At 68.8% G+C, this 3,697-nt stretch carries 4 protein-coding genes and 1 pseudogene; 1 reads left to right on the plus strand and 4 read right to left on the minus strand.

What is annotated here, in order from left to right; all coding sequences use genetic code 11:
* The coding region (rodA, locus tag JMF90_RS28425; protein ID WP_201325723.1) for a rod shape-determining protein RodA at window positions 1-969 on the plus strand (969 nt) is incomplete at its 5' end.
* Between the two features lie 78 nt (window positions 970-1,047).
* Here rodA and JMF90_RS28430 read toward each other — a convergent pair.
* The 4 genes and pseudogenes from JMF90_RS28430 to JMF90_RS28445 form a co-directional block, all read right to left on the minus strand.
* Complete coding sequence (locus JMF90_RS28430; RefSeq protein WP_175809159.1) at window positions 1,048-1,800, minus strand: tetratricopeptide repeat protein; 753 nt, start codon at window positions 1,798-1,800, stop codon at window positions 1,048-1,050.
* On the minus strand, window positions 1,797-2,582 hold the full coding sequence (locus JMF90_RS28435) for an HpcH/HpaI aldolase/citrate lyase family protein (RefSeq protein WP_175809161.1): 786 nt from the start codon (window positions 2,580-2,582) through the stop codon (window positions 1,797-1,799). Before JMF90_RS28435 ends, JMF90_RS28430 begins: the two co-directional genes overlap by 4 nt.
* Before the next feature lie 338 nt (window positions 2,583-2,920).
* Complete coding sequence (gene queD / locus JMF90_RS28440) at window positions 2,921-3,373, minus strand: 6-carboxytetrahydropterin synthase QueD (protein WP_006477472.1); 453 nt, start codon at window positions 3,371-3,373, stop codon at window positions 2,921-2,923.
* A gap of 18 nt (window positions 3,374-3,391) precedes the next feature.
* Window positions 3,392-3,697 (minus strand): annotated as a pseudogene (locus tag JMF90_RS28445) (7-carboxy-7-deazaguanine synthase QueE); the annotation flags it as partial.

Raw genomic sequence — 3,697 nt, forward strand, 5'->3', positions numbered from 1 at the left:
GTGCTGATGTGGGTGATCGCCAACATCCCGCCGACCACGCTGATGCGCTTCGCGGTCCCGCTCTACACGTTCGGGGTCACGCTGCTGATTGCGGTCGCGCTGTTCGGGATGACCAAGAAGGGCGCGAAGCGCTGGCTGAACGTCGGCGTCGTGATCCAGCCGTCCGAAATCCTCAAGATCGCGACGCCGCTGATGCTCGCGTGGTACTACCAGCGCCGCGAAGGCGGGCTGCGCTGGTACGACTTCATCGCCGCGTTCGGAATCCTGCTGGTGCCGGTCGGGCTGATCGCGAAGCAGCCCGACCTCGGCACGGGCCTGCTCGTGTTCGCGGCCGGCTTCTTCGTGATCTACCTCGCCGGCCTGTCGTTCAAGCTGATCGTGCCGGTGCTCGTCGCGGGCGTGCTCGCGGTCGGCTCGATCGCCGTGTTCGAGGAACGCATCTGCCAGCCCGAAGTACAGTGGCCGCTGATGCACGACTACCAGAAACACCGGGTGTGCACGCTGCTCGATCCGACCTCCGACCCGCTCGGCAAGGGCTTCCACACGATCCAGGCCGTGATCGCGATCGGCTCGGGCGGCGTGCTCGGCAAGGGCTACCTGAAAGGCACGCAGGCGCACCTCGAATTCATTCCGGAAAAGCACACCGACTTCATCTTCGCGGTGTTCTCGGAGGAATGGGGGCTCGCCGGCGGGCTCGTGCTGCTGACGCTGTACATGGCGCTGATCGCCCGCGGGCTCTACATCGCCGCGCAGGGCGCGACGCTGTTCGGCCGGCTGCTGGCGGGCTCGCTCACGCTCGCGTTCTTCGTCTACGCGTTCGTCAACATCGGGATGGTGAGCGGCGTGCTGCCGGTCGTCGGCGTGCCGCTGCCGTTCATGAGCTACGGCGGCACCGCGCTCACGACGCTCGGCATCGCGATCGGGATGATCATGAGCGTCGGGCGGCAACGGCGGTTGATGAAGAGCTGACCGCGCGGCCTGCGCTGCGGCACACGACAACGGCGCCTGCGGGCGCCGTTTTGCATCGGGCGAACCGAATGCGGCCGCTTACTGCGGCGGCGCGTGCGGCTTGCCCTGCTCCGCGCCGGCGCCCGATGCCGGCCCCGGCGCCTTCAGCCGCGCGCTCAGCTCCTTGAATTTCATCCCGGCCGTCTCGTCGCCCTGCGCCGCCGCCGCCGCGTAATACGCCCGCGCGATGTTCAGGTTCTGCGCGACGCCGTCGCCGCCGCGCTCGTAGAACGACGCGGTCACGTACTGTGCGGTCGGCTCGCCCGCGTCGGCGGCCTGCTTGTACCATGCGAACGCCTGCCGGTTGTCGCGCGGCGTGCCGCGCCCGTCGAGGAACTGGTTCGCGAGCGACAGCTCGGCCTGCACGTGCCCCTGCTTCGCGGCCCGCAGGAACCAGCGATGCGCTTCCGCCGGATTGCGCGCGACGAATTCGCCATCGTCGAACATCCGGCCGTACACGTACTGCGCATGCGACATGTTCGCGTCCGCCGCGCGCCTGAGCCAGCGCAGCCCTTCGTCGACGTTCGCCGTCACGCCTTCGCCCGTCAGCAGCATCATCGCGTAGTTGAACTGCGCGAGGCGATCGCCGCGCTCGGCCGCATCGTGGAATTGCACCAGCGCCGCACGATAGTCGCCGGCGTTGTAGTCGGCAACCGCCGATTGCGTCTCGCGCGACGGATCGGGCTTCGCTTGCGGCGCGCCCTGCGCGACAGCCACCGCACACACGGCCCACAGGCCGACCATCGTCCCGATCCGCGCGCGCCCGCGGCACGCAGCGTCTGCGCCGTTCATGACCGTACCTCCTGCAACGCCTGCCGCGTCGCGCGCAATAGCCAGCTCACGTCGGCCGATACCGTGATCATCCGGTAACCGGCGTCGCGATACTGGCGCGCGGCCGCCGTGTCGCCCGCGAAGATACCGACCGCGACGCCTGCCTGCTTGCCGGCCGCGAGCACGCGCGCCATCGCGGTTTCGACGTCCGGGTGGCGGATGTCGCCGAGATGCCCGAGGCTCGCCGCGAGATCGGCCGGGCCGACGAACAGGCAATCGACGCCGGGCGTCGCCGCGATCCGCTCGACTTCGTCGACGCCGCGCGCCGATTCGACCTGCACGATCACCGCGACTTGCGCATTCGCCGTCTGCAGGTAGTCGCGGCGCATGCCGAACGCCGCCGCGCGCACCATGCCCGCGACGCCGCGCAGCCCGTCGGGTGTGTCGGGCGACGGGAAGCGCGTGAGCCGCACCGCGTGCGCGGCGTCGTCGGGCGTCTCGATACACGGGAACATCAGCGTGCGCGCGCCGGCGTCGAGCGCGCGCTTCACGAGCCACGGCTCGCGCGCCGGCACGCGCACGACCGGCTCGCTCGGCAGGTGCGCCGCGGCGATCGCACGCAGTTGCGACGCCACGTCGCGACTGTCGTTCGGCGCATGCTCCATGTCGATGCAGAGCCAGTCGTAACCGGCGTGCGCGAGCGCTTCCGCGGCCGAGTCGCTGCCGAGCGACAGCCACAGGCCGTACAGCGGCTCGTCACCGTCGCGCAGGCGTTGTTTGAGGGAATTGGTGAGCGTGCTCATCGATACGGCCTCCGGAACGGAATGGCAATCGAACGGGACAAGCAACAGGCGCAGCGGAAAGCGGAATGCATACCGCCGGGCAACCGAAGCACGGCGGCGGCGGCGGATCGCGCGCCAGAGAACGTGAGTCGGCCCGGGACGGCCGATCTGACAGCGCGGGCCGCGCAATGGCTCACGCGAGCGTTTTTCGGTGCGGCACGTCGATCATAGCGCGGCGGGCGCTCGATGCGGGAACAGACAGGGGAAGCCCTACCGACGCGGGAAGGAGGGAGTCGAGGCCACGGTGCGCGGCGACGGGCAGCCCGCGCCGGACGGCGGGGCTGCGGGGGCAGGCAGGATCAGCGGCCGGGCTGGCGCTCGACGTCGGCCCAGCAGTTCGGCGTTTCGTACAGCCGCACGCGCTCGAGGCGCAGGTTCACGCCGTAGTGCGCGTCGTACACGTTCGCGAGGAGGTCGAACGCGATCGCCGCGAGGTTCTCGACGGTCGGGATCCGGTCGATCACGACCGTCTTGTGGTCGGCCATCTGCTCGAGGAACGAGCGCACGACGTCGTCGCGCGCATAGACGAGGAACGCGTGGTCCCACTTGCTGACGAGGTGCTCCATCGCGAGCGCCTTCACGTCGGCGAAATCCATCACCATGCCGCGGTCGGGCGCCCCCTCGGTATCGACGAGATCGCCGCGCAGCGTGATTTCGAGCACGTAGCGATGGCCGTGCAGGTTCCGGCACTGGCTGCGGTGATCGGGAATGCGGTGGCCCGCGTCGAATTCGAGTTTTCGGGTAATCAGCACGATGTCAAAAGCCGTGGCTCAGGGAATGTTCAGATATTTGTGGGTCTGCATCGACAGCCGCCACTGCGGATGACGCTTGCACCAGTCGATCGCGAGCTTCGTGTTGAGGTCGCGCGACGGGCCGTCCATCGGCTGCACGAGAAAATACTCGAAGTCGAGCTTCGCGTAGTCGGCCAGCCGCTGGTTGTCCTGCGGCACGACGACCTTCAGTTCGTTGCCCTTCGTGACGACGAGCGGCGCATCGGCCTTCGGGCTCACGCAGATCCAGTCGATCGATTCGAGCACCGGCAGCGAACCGTTGGTCTCGATCGCGATCTCGAAGCC

This window comes from Burkholderia sp. E168m23, from assembly GCF_016586125.1.
GTDB classification, from domain to species: Bacteria; Pseudomonadota; Gammaproteobacteria; order Burkholderiales; family Burkholderiaceae; genus Burkholderia; species Burkholderia orbicola.

What these genes read in the sequence shown, in the direction of transcription:
- JMF90_RS28430 (WP_175809159.1), bottom strand. Translation starts at nt 1,800, where the DNA reads ATGAACGGCGCAGACGCTGCGTGCCGCGGGCGCGCGCGGATCGGGACG.
- JMF90_RS28435 (WP_175809161.1), bottom strand. Translation starts at nt 2,582, where the DNA reads ATGAGCACGCTCACCAATTCCCTCAAACAACGCCTGCGCGACGGTGAC.